This is a genomic window from Akkermansiaceae bacterium, assembly GCA_024233115.1.
Classification (GTDB): domain Bacteria; phylum Verrucomicrobiota; class Verrucomicrobiia; order Verrucomicrobiales; family Akkermansiaceae; genus Oceaniferula.
Genome location: JACKQB010000007.1, coordinates 172,305 through 190,910, shown reverse-complemented (window position 1 = coordinate 190,910; position 18,606 = coordinate 172,305). Strand labels below are relative to the sequence as shown.

17 protein-coding genes are annotated in these 18,606 nt (G+C 55.3%); 11 read left to right on the top strand and 6 right to left on the bottom strand.

The features are described from left to right. Window positions 1-10: 10 nt before the first annotated feature. From H7A51_18410 to H7A51_18385, 6 genes are all read left to right on the top strand, one after another. Complete coding sequence (locus H7A51_18410) at window positions 11-2,485, top strand: U32 family peptidase (protein MCP5538191.1); 2,475 nt, start codon at window positions 11-13, stop codon at window positions 2,483-2,485. 80 nt (window positions 2,486-2,565) lie between these two features. Then, window positions 2,566-3,252, top strand: a complete 687-nt coding sequence (locus tag H7A51_18405; GenBank protein ID MCP5538190.1) for a hypothetical protein — start codon at window positions 2,566-2,568, stop codon at window positions 3,250-3,252. An 18-nt stretch (window positions 3,253-3,270) separates the two neighbouring features. Continuing rightward, window positions 3,271-4,089: a hypothetical protein gene (locus H7A51_18400; protein ID MCP5538189.1), complete on the top strand. Its 819-nt coding sequence runs from the start codon at window positions 3,271-3,273 to the stop codon at window positions 4,087-4,089. Beyond that, complete coding sequence (locus H7A51_18395; GenBank protein ID MCP5538188.1) at window positions 4,076-4,228, top strand: hypothetical protein; 153 nt, start codon at window positions 4,076-4,078, stop codon at window positions 4,226-4,228. Before H7A51_18400 ends, H7A51_18395 begins: the two co-directional genes overlap by 14 nt. 28 nt (window positions 4,229-4,256) lie before the next feature. Then, window positions 4,257-4,517 (top strand): hypothetical protein, encoded by a 261-nt coding sequence (locus H7A51_18390; protein MCP5538187.1) that lies wholly within the window; start codon window positions 4,257-4,259, stop codon window positions 4,515-4,517. Between the two features lie 84 nt (window positions 4,518-4,601). Continuing rightward, complete coding sequence (locus H7A51_18385) at window positions 4,602-5,339, top strand: segregation/condensation protein A (protein ID MCP5538186.1); 738 nt, start codon at window positions 4,602-4,604, stop codon at window positions 5,337-5,339. An 83-nt stretch (window positions 5,340-5,422) separates the two neighbouring features. Here the strand turns inward: H7A51_18385 and polA are convergent, their stop codons facing one another. Both polA and H7A51_18375 read right to left on the bottom strand, forming a co-directional pair. Continuing rightward, a complete protein-coding gene (polA, locus tag H7A51_18380) occupies window positions 5,423-8,266 on the bottom strand; it encodes a DNA polymerase I (GenBank protein ID MCP5538185.1) in 2,844 nt (947 codons plus the stop codon). 124 nt (window positions 8,267-8,390) lie between these two features. Continuing rightward, window positions 8,391-8,822, bottom strand: a complete 432-nt coding sequence (locus tag H7A51_18375) for a hypothetical protein (GenBank protein MCP5538184.1) — start codon at window positions 8,820-8,822, stop codon at window positions 8,391-8,393. A 291-nt stretch (window positions 8,823-9,113) separates the two neighbouring features. Here H7A51_18375 and H7A51_18370 point away from each other — a divergent pair, with 291 nt between their 5' ends. Both H7A51_18370 and H7A51_18365 read left to right on the top strand, forming a co-directional pair. Continuing rightward, window positions 9,114-9,845, top strand: a complete 732-nt coding sequence (locus H7A51_18370; GenBank protein ID MCP5538183.1) for a hypothetical protein — start codon at window positions 9,114-9,116, stop codon at window positions 9,843-9,845. 80 nt (window positions 9,846-9,925) lie between these two features. After that, window positions 9,926-11,098: a class I SAM-dependent rRNA methyltransferase gene (locus H7A51_18365; GenBank protein ID MCP5538182.1), complete on the top strand. Its 1,173-nt coding sequence runs from the start codon at window positions 9,926-9,928 to the stop codon at window positions 11,096-11,098. A 109-nt stretch (window positions 11,099-11,207) separates the two neighbouring features. Here H7A51_18365 and H7A51_18360 read toward each other — a convergent pair whose 3' ends face one another. Together H7A51_18360 and H7A51_18355 are read right to left on the bottom strand one after the other, a co-directional pair. Further along, window positions 11,208-11,627 (bottom strand): DUF2752 domain-containing protein, encoded by a 420-nt coding sequence (locus tag H7A51_18360; GenBank protein ID MCP5538181.1) that lies wholly within the window; start codon window positions 11,625-11,627, stop codon window positions 11,208-11,210. Further along, window positions 11,624-12,157, bottom strand: coding sequence for a DUF4190 domain-containing protein (locus H7A51_18355; protein ID MCP5538180.1), 534 nt, complete (start codon window positions 12,155-12,157; stop codon window positions 11,624-11,626). The genes H7A51_18360 and H7A51_18355 overlap by 4 nt, the downstream gene beginning before the upstream one ends. Window positions 12,158-12,246: 89 nt before the next feature. Between H7A51_18355 and H7A51_18350 the strand changes: the two genes are divergently transcribed. The 3 genes from H7A51_18350 (at window position 12,247) to H7A51_18340 (ending at window position 16,061) form a co-directional block, all read left to right on the top strand. After that, a complete protein-coding gene (locus H7A51_18350) occupies window positions 12,247-14,106 on the top strand; it encodes a carbon starvation protein A (GenBank protein MCP5538179.1) in 1,860 nt (619 codons plus the stop codon). Between the two features lie 466 nt (window positions 14,107-14,572). Continuing rightward, window positions 14,573-15,286, top strand: a complete 714-nt coding sequence (locus H7A51_18345) for a PEP-CTERM sorting domain-containing protein (GenBank protein ID MCP5538178.1) — start codon at window positions 14,573-14,575, stop codon at window positions 15,284-15,286. An 82-nt stretch (window positions 15,287-15,368) separates the two neighbouring features. Continuing rightward, window positions 15,369-16,061, top strand: coding sequence for a PEP-CTERM sorting domain-containing protein (locus H7A51_18340; protein MCP5538177.1), 693 nt, complete (start codon window positions 15,369-15,371; stop codon window positions 16,059-16,061). A gap of 597 nt (window positions 16,062-16,658) precedes the next feature. Here H7A51_18340 and H7A51_18335 read toward each other — a convergent pair. Both H7A51_18335 and H7A51_18330 read right to left on the bottom strand, forming a co-directional pair. Continuing rightward, window positions 16,659-17,708, bottom strand: a complete 1,050-nt coding sequence (locus H7A51_18335) for an Mrp/NBP35 family ATP-binding protein (GenBank protein MCP5538176.1) — start codon at window positions 17,706-17,708, stop codon at window positions 16,659-16,661. A gap of 157 nt (window positions 17,709-17,865) precedes the next feature. Then, window positions 17,866-18,564, bottom strand: a complete 699-nt coding sequence (locus H7A51_18330) for a hypothetical protein (GenBank protein MCP5538175.1) — start codon at window positions 18,562-18,564, stop codon at window positions 17,866-17,868. Window positions 18,565-18,606 lie beyond the last annotated feature (42 nt).

Here is an 18,606-nt window from a genome sequence, read left to right as displayed (position 1 = left end):
GCTATGCCTGATGTCCGGCACCACTGATCGCTCACCTGAACTTCTTTCTCCAGCGGGAAACTGGGATTGTGCCCGCGCGGCGGTGGCCAATGGGGCGGACGCGATTTTTTTTGGCCTGCCGAAATTCAATGCCCGGCTTCGTGCCGACAACTTCACCGATGACGACCTGCCGGAGTTGATGGAGTTCCTCCACGCCCATGGTGTGCGTGGTTTTGTCACCATGAATACGCTGATTTTTACCGGTGAGATGGAGTCGGCCGAGGCGCAGCTACGATTACTCGATCAATGTGGTGTCGATGCCATCATTGTGCAGGATCTTGGCTTGGCGAGGTTGGCGCGGCATGTGGCGCCGAATCTTGAGATCCACGCGTCCACCCAGATGACGATTACTTCGCCCGAAGGATTGCAGTTTGCGGATCAGCTCTATCAGCTCGACCGCGCCGTGCTCGCACGGGAGCTTTCACTGCAGGAAATCGGGAAATTCAAACCGACCGAGAGTGTGGCCCTGGAGGTGTTTGTGCACGGGGCACTTTGTGTCGCCTACTCAGGTCAGTGTCTAACAAGTGAGAGTCTCGGGCAAAGGTCGGCCAACCGGGGCGAGTGCGCGCAGGCGTGCAGGATGCCTTATACGCTGGTAATCGATGGTGAAGAGCGTGACCTGGAGGAGGTGCGTTATCTGCTCAGTCCCCAGGATCTCGCCGCAGTCGATTTGATTCCTGATCTTGTCAGGCAGGGGGTTGTTTCCTATAAAATCGAGGGTCGATTGAAGTCGCCAGAATACGTGGCTGCCATTACCAGGGTGTATCGCAAGGCGATTGATGCCGCTGTGGCCGGGAAGGAAAGCCCCATTACCAGGGAGGACCGCTACAGCATGGAGATGACCTTTTCCCGTGGGCTCTCGACCGGCTGGCTGGAAGGGACCAACCACCCGCGCCTGACGCATGGTAGGTTTGGTAAAAAACGGGGCGTCTACGTCGGCGAGGTCACTGCTTGTGAGCGCGGCTGGGTGGAAGTGAAACTAGCGACCGGGATTCCCATGAAAGCGGGTGATGGGGTTGTATTTGATGCCGGCGAGAACCGCGATGATGAGCAGGGTGCCCGGATCTGGGAGGTGCAGGGAAACCGGCTCCTGTTTCACCGCGAGCAGAGTGGACTCGATTGGAATAAAATCAAAGAGGGGATCAAAGACGGGTTGAAAATCTGGAAGACAGACGATCCCAAACTCAACAAGGCCCTTAAGGCAAGCTGGAAAAACGCCAGGCTCGAACCCATCCGGGACACCCTCAATATCACCGTGGCAGGCGAGGCCGGGCAAGCCATGGTCCTTCGTTGTGGCAAGGTGTCAGTAACCTCTTCTGAAACGCTCGAGGCGGCCCAGAGCCGACCATTTACCACGGAGTTTCTTGAACAACAGTTAGGTCGCTTAGGTGGCACGGCGTGGAAACTGGGTACGGTCACCAACGAACTCGTCGGTGCTGTGATGATGCCGGTTTCGGCGGTGAACCGACTCCGCCGGGCACTCGTCGAGGCCATGGACCAAGAGCCCGCTCAAGCGAACCTGGGTGTCCCGCCCGCATCAACCCAAGTCAGTCTCAAAGACCTCCTGCCGACCCGGAAAACAGACGAGTCACACCATCGTGAGCTCTCTGCCTTATGCCGGTCGATGGAGCAGGTTGAGGCCGCGCTCGATGTCGGCATTACTAACATCTATGTCGACTTCGAAGATATCCGCCGAGGCAAGGAGGCGGTGGCATTGGTCAGGCAGTCCAAGGGTGCCCGCATTCACCTCGCCACCCCGCGGATACAGAAACCGGGTGAAGCCGGTTTTTTTAAAGTCGTCGAGCGCGCCGAGCCCGATGGGGTGCTGATCCGTAACCTGGGTGGGGTCGCTTACTTTAAAGATCGGGCCGACCTGTACAAAACCGGTGATTTTTCCCTGAATTGTGCCAACCCGCTGACGGCGAAGATCCTTAGCGAGGAAGGTGGGCTGGATCATCTGACGGTTTCCTATGATTTGAATATCCGGCAGGTTCTCGACCTTCTGTTAGCTGCGCCGACCGATTGGTTTGAGCTGACACTTCACCAGCACATGCCGATGTTTCATATGGAGCACTGTGTGTTTTGCTCCTTTATGAGTGAGGGGACGAGTATCCTGGATTGTGGTAAGCCGTGTGAAAAACATCACGTGCAGATGAAGGATCGCGTAGGGCAGCTGCACACCCTGAAGGCGGATGTGGGCTGTCGGAACACCCTGTTTAATGGTCGGGCCCAGACAGGTGCCCGCTTTTACCAACAAATGCGTGGCACCGGCTTGAGGAGGTTCCGCATTGACCTTCTCGATGAAGATGCAACGGCAACGGGTGAAACGCTGAAAGCCTATCAGCAACTTCTATCAGGCGAAACCTCCGGCAGCCACCTCTGGCAGGATCTGGATGTGATGGAAAAACTCGGCGTTACCGAAGGGACGTTGGAAGTGAAGTCATGAAGCCATGAAAAAGTGGATGATTGGATCAATTCACCGTTTTTTCACCCTGGCTTCATCATTATTTCATACTTCTGTGAATCATGGTGACCATGGAAAAGGTGAATTCAGAACAAAAGCGTGGTAATCCCTGGTTGATGGGAGGCTTGGTTGGGGTGGTGCTTGTTGTGTTAGTCGTTATTGCTTTGCCCGTCGTGATGAAAACGAAGGGGCCTCATCACGGTAGTAGCGAATTGAGTAATGCAAAACAAATCTACTATCTCTTGATAGAGTTCGATCAGGATTACGGTAGTTTTCCTAGTGATGAAACGGCCGAGGTGCATAAAGACGATCCCGATGGTGATGTTTCATACAACGATCATTCGTTTAAGGGTGAATTCTCTAACGACTACCTGGGGCAGCTGATCGCGGGAGGTTATACCAAGTCCGAGGAGCTGTTTTATGCCCGTGGTGGTGCTACGGTAAATAAGCGGCCAGATTATGATGTCTCTTCGTGGTCGAAGGTTCTTGAAGCTGGTGAGTGCGGGTTTTCCTACGTAAAGAACCAGTCAGCGACAACGGCAGGGGGACCCATTCTACTGGCGAATATGAATAGGAATGGTCTCAGCTTTGATCCCGAGTGTTACAACGGAAAAGGCATCGTGCTCAGGGCTGACGGACTGGCGCGATTTGTGAAAGTGGATCCCAAAACAGGCATCGCTACCTATGACGACGGCAAACCAATTTTTCCAAACGCATTTGACCGAAGTCATCTCGTTTTCCCCAAATAAACATCAACCCATAAAACCATGGAAGAACAAGATCCGAAACTGAAACCACGTATAACTTATGGCATGGTTGTATTAGGTGTGTTGCTGGTGCTCGCGCTGGCCTTCGTGACTACTCCGGTGGTAATGAAATCGCATAAAAAAGCTGCGATGACTTCCACTACCAGTAATGCCAAGCAGGTTTTCTATCTTCTCATTGAATTCGATCAGGACTACGGCGAGTTTCCTGGCGATGCGACAGCCATTTTGCATACAGGAATGGGAGGCGAACCCATAGTTGACCTGAGAACCTGCAAGGGCGAGTATTCGAACGACTACATGGGCCAGTTCATTGCTGGTGGCTATACGAAATCGGAGCAAATATTTGTCGCTCCGTGGGAAAAGGACCCAGGCCGGAAAGCTGATGACGATATTTCTTCGCGCAGCCGGATTCTTGAGGCGGGGGAATGTGGGTTTTCTTACGTGAAAAACCAATCGACCTCGGATAACTCAGGCCGCCCGGTCCTGCTCGCCCCCATGTCGGGGGAGGGTGTCCAGTTTGACCCCAAGCCTTACGACCATAAAGCCGTTGTGCTGCGTATTGACGGCGCGGTCAAACAACTACTGATCAACAAAGACACGTGCAAAGCCAAGATAGGAATGGGGAAAACCTTGTTTGATGGTGGTGCTGATACGGTTTGGGGCGAGGAGGGGTTTGACGTTGCGAATCTTGTGCATCCACGTCCTTGGGGTAAGCCGCTGCAACCTTCTATGGCAGCCCGATTGATGATTGGCTTTTTGGTTGTGGGCATTGTGTTTGTGTTCATCCGAAGGAGAAAGAAACGTCATGCTCGCGGATGATTTGGCTGCCATTTTTCTCGAAAAAGGCGTCGCTTGGGTTGCCGACAAGTTGGAAACTCGTCCTACTTTTTGTTGTTGCGACGATGCGGCGGCTGGTGATGTGGCCATTCAGAAAAATCCTGTCAAATTTTGTGAATAAAGCAGCCCAAACCTCCGTCTATTAGGGCATGGAACACAGAAAATCATGGATCAAGCTCACCGTGGCCGGCATTGCTTCGGCGCTGCTCTTTTCGAACTGCGTGACCTCGTATGATTCATACGGAAGGCCGATACAAACCGTTGACCCTGGCGCAGTGGCGGTGGGGGCGCTGGCTCTTGGTGCCGTGGCTTATGCGGCGGGTCACAACAACGGTCATCATCATAGTGGCCATTACCGGCGTAGCGGCCACTATGGCGGGTATTACGGTGGCTACCGCGGTTGCCGTTAATAGGGCGATTTGACGGGGTTTACTGCCTGGAGGGTAAATTTTTCCTCGCCTGAGGGGGCGGGATAACCTATCGATCTCCCCCACGTGGAAACCACCGATTACAAAGTCAGACTCGATATTTTCGAGGGTCCCCTGGATCTGCTCCTTTACCTGATCAAAAAGGACGAGGTAGATATCCATACGATTTCCATTGAGCGGATCACCAAGCAGTATCTCACATACATCGACACCTTCAAGATGCTCAACATCGACCTGGCGTCGGAGTTTATCGTGATGGCGGCCAATCTGATGTATATCAAGAGCCGCACCCTGCTGCCGAAGTCGGTGATGCCTCCCGAGGAGGATATCGAGGAGGATGACCCCCGCTGGGAACTGATCCGCCAGCTGATCGAGTATAAAAAATTCAAAGACGCCGCAGGTTTCCTGTCGCGCAAGGAGACCGAGCAGGAGAATTTCTTTGCCCACATGCCGGAGAAGACGGCTCCCCCTGTCGAGGATGCCGATGAACCGCTGCCGGATGTCAATATTTTCGACCTGATCAGGGCGTTCCAGAATGTGCTGAAACGCTTTGAGGAATCGACGGACCTCGGTGACATTGTCGACGACCGTTTTACGGTTTCGGATAAAATCGAATACCTTCTCGGCGCGATGGCACCTGGGGCCAGTATCAAGTTTACTGCACTCTTTCTGGCGGCCACCTCGAAGGCGGAAGTGATTGTTACATTCCTCGCTGTGTTAGAGCTGATGAAGATGAACCAGTTCCGTATCAGGCAGGATACGATCCTCGGTGAAATCGAGGTGCAGCGCAAGGAGGTGACGTAGGGGTGACGGCGGTTTGCAACCGCCAAGTCTATGGGTAAATAGGGACGAGGCGGTTGCAAACCGCCGCCACATTAGCCGCCACATTAATGTGCTTCCAGCCAGTTGGCTCCGGTGCCGATGTCCACCTTGCAATGGATGTCATGCGGGATGACCATGGCGTTTTCCATGGTGGCAACGATTTTGGGTACCAGGGATTCCTGTTCGCTGAGGTGGAGGTCAAAGAGCAGTTCGTCATGCACCTGGAGGAGCATTCGGGTTTTTGCGTCTTCCTTTTCCAGTAGGCGACCCACCTTGATCATGGCGAATTTGATCATATCGGCGGCGCTGCCCTGGACCGGGGCATTGATGGCGGCGCGCTCGGCCCCGTTGCGGACGGTGGCGTTTTTGGAATCGATGTTCCTGATCCAGCACTTCCTGCCACTGAGGGTCCGGACGTAGCCGTTCGCGGTGGCGGTCCCGATGGTGCGGTCCATGTAGTCCTTGATACCAGGGTATTGTTGGAAGTAGGTCTCGATGATTTCCGCCGCCTCACTGCGTCCGATTCCGAGCCGCTGTGACAGCCCGAAGGCGGAGATGCCGTAGATGATACCGAAGTTGACCATCTTGGCATTGCGACGCATCTCGGCGGTGACCTCATCGAGGTGGACACTGTAGACGCGGGCTGCGGTGGCGGCGTGGATGTCGAGATCGTCCTTGATGGCCTGGATCATCGCCTCGTCACCTGAAAGCGCTGCCATGACGCGGAGTTCTACCTGGGAGTAGTCGGCTGCGAGCAGGGTGTGGTATTGATCACGCGGCACAAAGGCCTTGCGGATTTCACGCCCGGCAGCCGAGCGCACCGGGATGTTTTGCAAATTGGGATCACTGGAGGCCAGTCGACCGGTGGATGCCAACAGCTGGTGGAAATGTGTGTGCACCCGTCCGGTGCGCTTGGAAACGTGGGTGGGCAGCGCGTCGACGTAGGTCGACTTCAGTTTGGTGGCCTCGCGGTAGTCGAGGATGTCAGCAACAATCGGGTGTTTTGGTGCTAATGCCGAGAGCGTTTGCTCATCGGTCTTGAACTGGCCGGTTTTGGTTTTTTTCGGTTTTTCAACCAGCTCCATTTCACCAAAGAGAATCTCGCCTAACTGCTTGGGGGAGTTCAGGTTGAATGCGTGGCCTGCGGCTTCGGTGATTTTCTCCGAGAGGGTGGAGATACGTGTTGCCAGCCCGTCGCCAATGTCCTTGAGTGCCCGGACATCGAGCGAAATCCCCTCGTTTTCCATCGCGACCAGGACAGGGAGCAGCGGGGCTTCGATTTCCTGGTAGATGTCGAGCTGGCCGCATGCGTCGAGCAGGGGCCGGAGCTTGTCGGCAAGCTGCCAAGTGACATCCGCGTCCTCTGCCGCATATTCCGCCAGATCGGCCACCGGGATCAGCGACATGTTGATGTCCTTTTTCCTGCCCTTCTTTGCAGCGGGTACGGTTTCCTCCTCAGAGAGACCAAAAAGGTCGTTTTCGGGTTCAACCATCTTTTCGGCGAGGTCTTTCAGTTTGACGGGGGTGTATCCTAACAGAGCTTCGGAAACGATGTCCATGCTGTGTCGTTGCTCGGGGGTGACGATGGTGTGGACGAGCATGGTGTCGAAGAACGGGCCGCTGACCTGGTAGTCGTGGGCGCGCAGCACCGAGAGATCGAACTTCAGGTTGTGGCCGATTTTCTCCAGCTTCGAGTGGAAGATGACGCCCAGTTTATCGAGTGCCATCCGGGTGGTGAGGTGGCTTCCGGCTCCGGTGTGAACGAAGTATGCCTCGTGGGCTTTGATGGCAAAGGCGATACCAAGGATGTCACAGCTGCGGGGGTCGAGAGAGGTGGTTTCGAGGTCAAAACAGAAGCGGTCGGCGAGTGAGAGTTTTTTGACCAGGTCATGGAGGCCATTGACGGTATCGATCAGGTGGTAGCTGTGGTCGACATCGGCGATGGTCCTGAGGGATGTTTGCGTTGGCATTGGTTCTGAGGCGGGGTGACCGGAGGTCTCCGCCACGTCGGCCTGGTGGCCCCGGCCAGCCACAAAGTCTTCGCCGTAGATGCGTTTTCCCAGCGAGTTGAACTCAAGCTCGGTGAGCAAGGCCTGGGTGGCTTCGTCATCGCGACCACCAATGCAGAGGTCGTCCCAGGTCACGTCAATCGGAACATCGAGAATGATGGTAGCAAGCTGTTTGGAAAGCAATGCCTGGTCGGCAAAGTTTTCGAGGTTTTCCTTTTGTTTGCCTTTTAGCTGGCTGGTTGATGCGAGAATGTTTTCCATCGAGCCGAACTCAGCGATGAGTTTTTTCGCTGTCTTTTCCCCGATGCCCGGCACCCCCGGGATATTGTCCGAGGCGTCACCCCACAGACCGAGGATATCGATGACCTGCCTCGGGTGCTGCACGTTCCATTGAGCCCGGATCGCGGATACGTCCAGGAGCTCGTGGTTGCCGCCGCTTCGACCGGGTTTCCACATCGTCGTGGTCGGACTGACCAGCTGGGCGAAATCCTTGTCGGGAGTCACCATGTAGGTGTGGATGCCGCCTTTTTGGTCTGCCCGGTGCGCGATGGTGCCAATGATGTCGTCAGCTTCATAGCCATCGAGCTCCAACACGGGAATGCCCATCGCCAGACATAGTTTTTTGACGTAGGGGATGGCCAGTGCCAGCTCCTCGGGCATCGCCTCTCGCTGTGCTTTGTATTCAGGGTAGAGCATGTGCCGTGGTGTCGGCTCCTGGGTATCAAAAGCGACGCCCACGTGGCTGGCTCCCTGGTTTTCAATGATATCTAACAATGTGTTGGTGAATCCGTAAATGGCCGAAGTATTCAGTCCGGTACTGGTGATAATGGGGTTGCGGAAGAAGGCAAAGTGCGCCCGGTAAACGAGTGCCATGCCATCGAGGAGAAAAAGGTTGTGCATTGCGTCGGGAGTTTGGAGTGTTCAGTTTGAAGAGGGAAGCACAAAGGGAAAAGTGGTAGGAAACGCACGGGGTGGGTGGGTTGTTTCGCCGCTTACTCACCTTTTGACCTGTGGGCTGTCTATCTCAAGGCTGGATCCCCTCCGTTCTCGCCTCGACGGCGAGCTGGAAGGCTTCACGGTCGCCGTAGCGTTTGATCGAGAATTTGACACAACGCCGCTGCCCCGGTGCGGGCGACCAGGTGGCTTGCCAGAATTGGTAGCTATTGCCGTTGGATGCGATCACGGTGATCTTGGAGACCCCGACCACACCCGAGCTGTTACGCTGGGACCGCTCGCAGACGCGTGCACGGTCGGCCAGTTCCTCCAGCAGGGCATCACGCCACTGCCGGGCCGCCTGAAGTGCCCGTTGCGGGTGGCCGTGGACGCCGTCGGCGAAAAACTTGCCGTATTTAATCCCCCGACGTTGAAGCCTGACCTGGAAGCCGTGGGTGCAGGCATCGGGGAGGTCGATACGTGCAATGGCGTAGTTCGGGTCTTGTTGTCGGTGGTCGGGCATCAATCGAGATAGGGGCAACCTGCCATTTGCAGCACGCTCTGTCAATGCGTCGCAGGCTATTTTGGTTTTGTAAATGGCTAGCAGATTTGACCCGACGCATGGTTGCGTAAACCAACCTTATTGTGAGCGTTTTAAAAAATGTTTGTTTGCCTGTTTGTGTAAGTGTTTGAAATACAATGAATTAAAATATTGATTCGCAGTGCTTTTGCGTTTTACGATGGCTCCGATTCTATGCGGGCAATCGCTTTTCTTCATCGAATCGTGTTAACAACAACAACAACGCATCCAACAATGAAAACAATCCATGATTTTGCGAAAGTGGCCGGTTTGGCTATTGTGATGTCTTCGGTTTCGGCGAGTGCCGCGCTCACGGGGTTTGTCAGCAATCCGACGAGTAATTCGACCGACTGGCTGGCGGTGGCGACTGGCTTGGCTGGTTCCGTAGTGACTGTGCAAGACTTTGACGATCACGCCGTCGGGGCACTGAATCCGACAAATTTTCCGGGTATGACGCTGGCCGGTACGGGGTACTATCAGGAAGTCGTGAATTCAGCGGGTCCGGGCAATCCTGGCAGCGGCAGTCCCTCAAGCAGCGGTGAGGGGACACATGGCATCTCAAATATACTGGGAGCTAACCCGCCCGTGGGGGGGGCACCAGGAACGTTGACGGTTACTTTTGATGCTGCGGTGACAGGCTTTGGTCTCATGACGATCGACATGTTTACTCCGACGAGCCGGCCTTTGAATACTCTGACAATCGAAGCATTCGACGGTCCGAATGCGACAGGAAGTTCGCTAGGTTCGGTAACTGCGGCGCAGTTGAATTTACAGCAAAACAGGCTCTACTTTATGGGGCTTATCAGCGACGCCAACGACATCCGTTCGGTTGTCTTTACCAATATTGGAGGCGATGGGGACCAGGTGCCGCTAGACCACCTGACTGTGGTGACGGTGCCTGAATCGTCGAGCATGAGCTTGCTCAGCCTGTGCGCTGTATTGATGTTATCGAGAAGGCGTCGTTGACGGCGGGGGGTGGGGATAGTTGATCTTTGAGCAGATTTGTCTCCCATTGTAGCAGGGTTCCTGCTTCAACGGTCTCCGCCATGGCAGGAATCATCATCAAACCACGCTCACGCATTTTTCACGGACACGACTGGGTCTATGCCTCGGAGATTCAAAAACTCTTCGGGGAGCCGAAGCCCGGGGATGTGATTACCATGAAGGACTTCCGTGACCGGCCGCTGGGAACGGCCATTTACAACCCTGATTCGCAGATTGTGGCGCGGAGGATTTCCCGCAGGAAACAGAAACTCGACCAGGAGTTTTTTGGGCGCCGTATCGGGCAAGCGCTGGAAATGCGTGAGCGATCCGGGATTGATATACGATTGGCCCGTCTGGTCTGGAGTGAGTCGGATGGCCTTCCCGGAGTGATTGTCGACCGGTATGGCGACCACCTTGTGTTACAAACCCTGACTCTGGCGATGTATCTGAACCGTGAACTCATCGTCCAGGCGTTGAAGGATGTTTTGAATCCCGATTCGATCATTCTGCGCAATGATTCGCCGATGCTTGCGGCGGAGGGGATCGAGGAGGAAATCACCATGCTGCATGGTGAGAGGCCGGGGCCTTTTATTGTCGAGGCCCCGACCGTTGAAGGTGGTGTGAAATTTGAAATCGACCTGCTGGATGGCCAGAAGACCGGACTGTATCTCGACCAGTTGGACGCCCATCGTGAGCTTGCGAAGCTGGCGAAAGGGAAGCGTGTGTTGGATTGTTTTTGTAACCAGGGTGGTTTTGCCCTGGCGTGTGCGAAAGCCGGTGCTGCGAGTGTGACCGCGGTGGATTCCTCCGGCCCTGCCATTGAAGCGACCCTGCGCAATGCAGAGCTGAATGGTGTGGAGATCCATGCCGTGCAGCATAATGCCTTTGATTTTCTCAAACACTGCGAAGAGCAGTACGACATGGTGATTCTGGACCCTCCTTCGTTTACAAAAAACAAAAAGAGCCTGATGAATGCGATGCGTGGCTACAAGGAGATCCACCTGCGCGGAATCAAACTGCTCGATCACGAGGGGATTCTGGCCACTTATTGTTGCTCGCATCACGCGACCCGTGAGTTGTTTTTGCAGAATATCGTATCGGCCTCGGTGGATGCCAAAAGAACCTTGCGGATGATTGCGAGCCATGGTCAGCGGCTCGACCATCCGGTGCTGCCCGCTATTCCTGAAACCGAGTATCTGAAGGGCTTTGTGCTTCAGCTGGTGCCATCACGTTAGGGAGTGGGGGGCAAGCTGCGGCTTCATGTCGTGTGTCATACCTGGCTTGATGCTGCGCGCGATAGGCAGATGCCGGCAGGATGCCCACGCTCCCTTTTCACGCCCCCTCTCACGGGGCCAGCAGGGTGAACGGGTGGCTGGGGATGTTGCGCAGGATGGTAAAGAGGGCAATGCCCGCAATGCCGAGCCAGATCCAGCGTCCGCGTATGTTAGGTATCCCGGGAGTAGTGTTTCCGAGGATTGTGATACGGACGATCAGATAAAGTGATACGGTGAGGAAGAGGATGAAACCCGTCATCAGCAAGGGGTTGTATCCCATCGCACTCACCCAATTTCCCAGGGTGATTTCCTCGGCGCAACGGGTGCCGCCACAACCCGGGCAGAACATACCCGTCCATTGTTTGATTTTACAACCCGCCACCGAGTGGCGGTCGTCCCGGGCCAGTCTTTGCACGACGGCAACAAACAGATACATCATCCCGACCACGACCCCAGGGGGGATCAGTGGCCAGAGTGGGCGTTTTTTCACGGAGAATAGGGTGACGACGTTGACGAGCTGGTGGCTATTGCGAAAACGATGGCGACGATCATGAACAGCTGGAGGGCAATGCCGATGTAGCCTGTCACCAGCCCGGCAATGGCCATGCCCTTGCCTTGGACCGGGGTGTGGCTGTTGTTGATCTTCTTCAGTGACATGTGTCCACAAATCACCGCAGGGATACCAAACAGCCCCCAAACATAGCAGCTAACAATCGCCAGGATACCACAGACCAGACTCGCGATCGCCAGGCCGTCCGTAGGCATGCCGACACCATAAGGTTGCTGGCCGGCGTAGGTCTGGGGCGTGGCGTAAGGTGTGGCTGCACCCGGGGTGCCTTGACTGGTGCCTTGGGAAACCTTGAAATCGGGTACGTCTTTCAGTGGTATCCAGTCGGCCATCCCCTCACGCCAGATGATGGTCTCCTGGGTGATTTGACCTGTTGAAATGAGGTTGCGGATTTCCAAATCGGAAACCGGACCATGTTGTGCGTTGTCTTTACCGTAAAACCAGTCTGCCATAGCGGCGTCAGCATCTCTGAAAGTCTTGCGTCATGCAATGCTGAATTTGATGTTGTATTCTGTAGTTGGAAAATACTTACTGGCGGAGTATGACAACACTGGCAATCGCTCTCGGGGCATGCATCCTCTACATCATCGCCTACAACACGTATGGCAAGTGGCTTGCGCGGAAAATTTTCAAACTCGATGCCGATGCCAAGGTGCCCTCGCTGGAGCTCGAGGACGGCAATGATTATGTGCCGACGTCCAAGGGGGTGGTGTTTGGCCACCACTTCACCTCGATTGCCGGCACGGGGCCGATTGTCGGGCCGGCCCTGGCGGTGATGTGGGGATGGGTGCCGGCCTTGCTCTGGGTGCTGTTGGGGTCGATTTTCATTGGGGCAGTGCATGATTTTGGAGCCCTTATTGTGTCGATGCGCAACAAGGGGCACACCGTTGGTGACATCGCCGGGCGGGTGATATCACCTCGTGTCCGGGTTTTGTTTTTACTGATCCTCTTTCTGGCGCTGACCATTGTGCTGGCGATTTTCGGGCTGGTGATAGCCGCCGTTTTCAAAGCCTATCCCCAGTCGATCGCCCCCTGTCTGGTCCAGATTCCCCTGGCTTTGTTGATCGGGTTGTTGATCCACCGCAAGGGGGGCAATATCATGATCGCCTCGGTGGTCGCGCTGGTGCTGATGTATCTTTCGGTCCTGTTCGGCAATGTGGGCTGGCTGGGCCAGATGAATGACTACCTCAAAGACTGGCCGCTGATGCACTGGGTCAGCGTGTTGCTGGTCTACTCGTACATCGCGTCGGTTTTGCCAGTGTGGACATTGCTCCAGCCCCGCGACTACATCAACTCACTCCAGCTGCTCAGCGCCCTGGGCCTGATCATGATCGGTCTGGTTGTGGCGGGTTTGTTTAATGGCGCACCTGTCGATGGTGTGCGCCCGGCCCTGGAAATCGCCGCGCCGATGCTGGAAACATCCCTCGAGGCCAAGCAGCTGCCGATGATTTTCCCATTTCTCTTCATCACCATCGCCTGTGGTGCGGTGTCGGGTTTCCACTGCCTGGTTTCCTCGGGCACCTCATCCAAACAGCTGCGTTGTGAAACGGATGCCAGGTTTGTTGGCTACGGGTCCATGCTCACCGAGGGTTTTCTCGCCGTGCTCGTGATCCTGGCCTGCGTGGCCGGGCTTGGCCTCGGTGTGAGCGACGGGGCAGGGGGCATTTTGTTAGGTCCGGATGCCTGGGATGCACGCTACACGGGGTGGACCAGCATGAGTGGTCTGGGCGCCAAGGTGGGTGCCTTTGTTGACGGAGCCGCCAATTTTCTCAAAGCCCTGGGTATATCCGCTGGCTTTGCCACGGCATTGATGGGTGTGTTTGTGGCATCCTTTGCCGCGACGACGCTGGATACGGCATGCCGGTTACAACGCTATGTGGTTCAGGAGTTAGCCGCCTGCCTGATCCGCCCCCAATCCGGGGATGAGGGTGATGACTCCCCGGCCCCGGAGTCGAAAATCCCCCTCACCGCCAATCCGCTGAGCTGGTTGGTCAATAAGCATGGCGCCACGTTGTTTGCGATTGCCGTGGCGTGGTGGATGGCATCACTGCCTGCGGCCGAAGGAAAACCTCCAGGAACCGGTGGGCTGATCCTCTGGCCTCTTTTTGGCGCCACCAACCAGCTACTGGGCGGGCTCGCGTTCCTGGTTATCATTTTCTGGATGAGGCGTCAGCGTATGCCGGTGTGGTTTGTTGTCATCCCCGCGTTTTTCATGCTGGTGCTGCCGGCATGGGCAATGGCATACCAGATTTTCGGCCAGGCGATCGGATCATCCCATAGCTGGATCGAGCAGGGCAGCTGGCTGCTGGTCGCCATCGGTTTCACGGCGCTTTTGCTCGAAGCATGGATGGTCATCGAAGCCATCGTGGCCTGGAGGAAATCAAGGGCTGCTGCGCTCTAACTGGTTCGATCCACTAGTGTCCCGCTTTCTCGGAATCGGTTCAAACGGGCCATTCTTGTATTTTGCGTAGCCTGTATTGATTATTCCGAGTGTATGGTGTTCATGTTAGGTTAACTATTAAACATGCTAGATAAAAAATGTTAGGTTAAACATTTGTTCACGCGTATGTTTTTTATAATGCTGCGGCGGATTCCCCCTCTTTATACGGGTTTGAGGGTTATTTCTAGAAGAATAGATTTCTTGGGAAATATAGATAGTTAAGGAAACATTATATCCTGTTTTGTTGGGAATAACAGGTTTCGTTAGTTTGGTTTGTTAGTCTTGTTTGCATTGGTAGAGGAAGGGGGGTTGTAATGCTTGGGTTGTGTGTCGCACCGGACACGCTTCCAACCTGTTTCGGCAGGGCGGAATGACAATGTCTGGATAACCCCGAAACCAGAAACCAATAACCCCAACCCGAATGAACATGAAAACAAGAACACTAATAATCGCGGCGAGTATTTCGTTTGCTGTTCCTACCTTCGCTCAGACCAGTGGCGTGCTCGCCCACTGGGATTTTGTCGACGGAGCCACCGGATCGGCGACCTTCGCGCCGGAAGACAATGGAATCGATTGTGTCAAGCCACACAATATAACCAAGTATGGTCTCAACTACAGCTGGTCAACAGCTGACAGTGAAGACGGCTCAAAATACGGAGCGAACTGCTTCGGATCCTGGGACGGTGGGGCAACCGGTGACTACGTTGCCTTTGCTGTGACATTCTCAAATGAAGCGGCGGGTGGCGTAAGTAAGATCAACTTCGATATCGCCAACTATGGGAAATATTATGATCCGGATTATTATGCTGTCCGGGTCTATAAAAACGGAACCTCCCTCGGTTACGTCGATAACGCATGGAAAGCGATTACCGCAGTTGCGACATCTAACAGTAGTGGGCAGCCGTGGTCGGCCAGCGCCGACCAGAACCTGGACGTCAGCAGTTTCAACCTGACGAGTGCGCATGGCAGCGAAGATACCTTCGAGTTCCGTATTTACACCACGGGAGCGTCGAGTTCCTCCGGTCGTATCGCTCTCGATAACTTTCGCGCTGTCGGCAAAGTCGATTGTGTTCCCGAGCCATCATCCGCAGCCCTGATGGGACTCGCCAGCCTGGCTTTGCTGGTCCGTCGCAAGCGTTGATTATCCAGCCTGCAGCTCTCATCGAGCGTTGTGGGCATCCCTCCAAGACAATCCATCCTTCCATCCCCCCAACCCATACAACATGAAAAATACAATACTATTAATCGCTGCATCTGCAGCATTTGTGGTTCCAGCATTTGCACAGAACGGCGTTCTTGCCCACTGGGACTTTAAAGACGGTGTCGGTGGTTCCGCTTCTCTTCAACCCGAAGATAACGGCATCGACTGCATCACGCCTAAAAACGTTTATCCTGAAGGCCTCACCTATAGCTGGAGCACAAAGGACAGCGAAGATAATTCCGCCTACGGAGCCAACTGCTTTGGCAGTTGGAGCGCCAACGACTGCGTTATCTTTGGCGTTGATTTTGCCAACAACGCTGTGTCCCAGGTCAACTATGTCAATTTTGACGTAGGTAACTACGGTGAATCCTCTGCGATTAACCAGGTGGCTCTCCGCATTTGGAAGAACGGCACCGAGATCACTGCCCCTGGCCAGTTCGTAAAGAACTTCGCCAGCGGCACATCAAGCAACCCATGGACTTCTTCATCGGATACAACATTCAATGTGAGCAGCCTTGGAATCGACAGCAGTGCTGGTAGCGCCGACAACTACAAGTTCGCCATTTTCGTAACGGACACGAGCTATGCTTCGAATGCCCGTATCGCACTGGACAACTTCCGACTCATCGGCACCAGCACATGTGTTCCCGAGCCGTCATCCGCAGCCCTGATGGGTCTTGCTGGACTGGCTTTGCTCATCCGTCGCAAGCGCTAGCCGATCCAGTCTCCCCCTTGCGTGACGCTTCATGTGTCACAATCGCACACTCTACCGCAGTCTCCCCCGTGGAGGCTGCGGTTTTTTTGGTGCGCCCGGCAGGGCGCACTGGCTTGGGGGGGGCAAGTCCCCTGCGGACTCGGCAGCGAGAGAAGCGCTGGCAGACAGCAAGACTAAGACCGTGAGGTCTTTTGGCTGGAGGAAGCTGGAAGCAAAACACTGCTCTGATGAACAAATACCACAAAGGAGGCGACTACACCGGATGAGAAGCCCGGAATCTTCGAAGTCCACTATCTGCCAAAAAGGTGTTGGCGCATATGCGGCAGGGATAAATGCGGAGGCCAGTGTGCATTACCCGGGGAGGTTTGTTGTCTTGTCAGCGAAGCGACTCATCGAGAGGTAAGGAGAAGAGGCGACAGAAGTCAGTCGAGAGCATAGTGGGTCGCGTCGGTCCGTCTGAAGGCTCGAACCCAATGGAGCCAATGAACACCAAGTATGGCTGACAACGAAACAGAAGCAGACAAGAACCCTGTGCATCCCCACCGCCTGCGCGATGCATTCCGGCACCCTCCCGGGCAACCTTGCGGGCGCAGTCGGTTACTCGGGGACGGCTGATAACGAGACCGCCGTTGCCAGGTCGGCGAATGCGGCGCTGGCGGGGTTCTCCGCAGGATTCATCAGTGCCACGGGGCTGCCGGAGTCTCCCTGTGCACGGGTCGGTATGTTGATCGGGATTTGTCCTAACAGCGGGATCTTGAGTTTGTCCGCCTCCCTGGCACCGCCACCTTCGCCGAAGATCGGGTAACGGCTGCCATGGTCGCACTCGAACCATGCCATGTTTTCGATCAGGCCGAGAATGGGCACGTTGACCTTGTCAAACATCGAGATCGCCTTGCGGGCGTCGATCAGGGCGACCTCCTGGGGTGTGGTGACGACCAGTGCTCCTGTCAGAGCGATGGTTTGCACGATGGTGAGCTGGATGTCGCCGGTGCCGGGGGGGAGATCGAGAATCAGGAAATCAAGCTCACCCCATTCGACGTTTTGGAGGAACTGCTGGGTATAGCGGGTGGCGAGCGGGCCGCGGACGATGACCGGCGAGGCCTCTTCCAGCAGGAAGCCCATCGACATCAGTTTGACACCGTGTGCGGGGATGGGGATGATTTGATTGTCCTCGGTGGCAAGGGGGCGTTCCCGGCTGCCAAACATGTGTGCGATGGACGGGCCGTACAGGTCACAGTCGCAGAGCCCCACCTTGTGTCCTGCGTTGGCCAGGGCGACGGCCAGGTTGGACGCGACGGTGGATTTTCCGACGCCGCCCTTTCCCGATGCCACGGCGATGACGTTGTTAACGCCCGGGATGGTGTTTTTGGTAGCGCCGCCGCCGGGTGCCCCTGCCTGGGTGGCGGGTGCCTGGACATCGAGCTCGACCTTGGCATGCTTGACCCCGGGCAGTGGATCGAGGATGGCGTGGCAGTTGTTGAAAATCTGCTCGGGAACCGTGGGATCGTTGGTCTCAACGCTGATGTTGACGGTAACGACGCCATTTTCAAACTGCACATCCTTGACCAGTCCAAAGGAGACAATGTCACGTGAGAACCCGGGGTAGGGGACTTGTTTGAGGAGTTCGCGGATAGTGTCGGGTGTCATGTTGCTTTAAGTTTTAAATTCTAAACTCCTAATACCAATGTGATGGATATGGGAAAGGCTGCGTGGGGGGTAAGGGTGCTGCAACGAGGGAGAGTCGTCCAGCGTTTGAATACGTCGTGCTGGCTCTGGTATCTGGAGTTCAGAACTTAGAGTTTAATCAAAGGTGGAGGATGCGGCCGCAGTTTTCGCACTGGGCGATTTCCTTTTCGGCCTGTACTTTGATCATGGTGGCGGGGACGAGTTTCATGTGGCAGCCGTGGCATTGCTTGTTCTCGGCCGACACGATGGCGTCGCCGCCTTTGGATGTCATCAGTCGGTCATAGAGTGAGAGCAGGTCTTCATCGATAGCCGAGGCCAGCGTCGAGCGCTCGGCTTTGACTGCTTCAAATTGCTTGTGCACTTCCGTGGCCCGGGTATCGAGCTGGGCGATTTCCTCATCGACCATACCCTGGGTGAGAGCCAGGGCGGCCTCTGCTTTTTTGAGTGAGTCCCGCAGGCTGTCGGCCTTCTCCATCAGTTCGAGTTCGGTGGTTTCAAGCTGGTCGACATCGTCGTTGTAGCGCTTGATCTCATTTTCGAGGGCCGTGAACTCTTCGTTTTTCTTGGTCTCATATTGCTGGACCTTGAGACGGTCGAGTGTGTTTTTGCGTGTTCCGATATCGAGTTCGGTATTTTTAATGGCCACTTCGTTCTCCTGGACGGCCTTTTTGGCGTTGGCGACGGCGGCGAGATCGTTGGCGAGGCGTTCCTTGGCGCGTTCCTTGTCGGCAGGAATGCGTTTCATGTCTTTTTCTAAAGCGAGGAGGCGTTGGTCGCGGTCCTGTAGGACCAGCAGGGACTCAATTTCAGCAAGCATGGGATGCTTCTACCCGAGCCTGACGAGATGGGCAAGCGCGGG